2 tRNA genes are annotated in these 250 nt (G+C 51.6%); both read left to right on the forward strand.

The features are described from left to right. Positions 1-3: 3 nt before the first annotated feature. Positions 4-79: transfer RNA gene (locus AN393_RS19850), tRNA-Glu, on the forward strand. An 85-nt stretch (positions 80-164) separates the two neighbouring features. Further along, positions 165-240, forward strand: a tRNA-Glu gene (locus AN393_RS19855). The last annotated feature ends 10 nt before the right edge of the window (positions 241-250 follow it).

Raw genomic sequence — 250 nt, forward strand, 5'->3', positions numbered from 1 at the left:
AGTGTCCCCATCGTCTAGAGGCCTAGGACACCGCCCTTTCACGGCGGTAACAGGGGTTCGAATCCCCTTGGGGACGCCACTTACTATTTATAGTAGGTTAGTGTTATTAAAAGCTCGCCTGAAACGAGTTAAACCATTCAGTTGTCCTAGTGACACTTTTCAGTGTCCCCATCGTCTAGAGGCCTAGGACACCGCCCTTTCACGGCGGTAACAGGGGTTCGAATCCCCTTGGGGACGCCACTTACTATTT

It is taken from the genome of Pseudoalteromonas sp. P1-25 (assembly GCF_001401805.1).
In the GTDB taxonomy this organism is placed as follows: Bacteria; Pseudomonadota; Gammaproteobacteria; order Enterobacterales; family Alteromonadaceae; genus Pseudoalteromonas.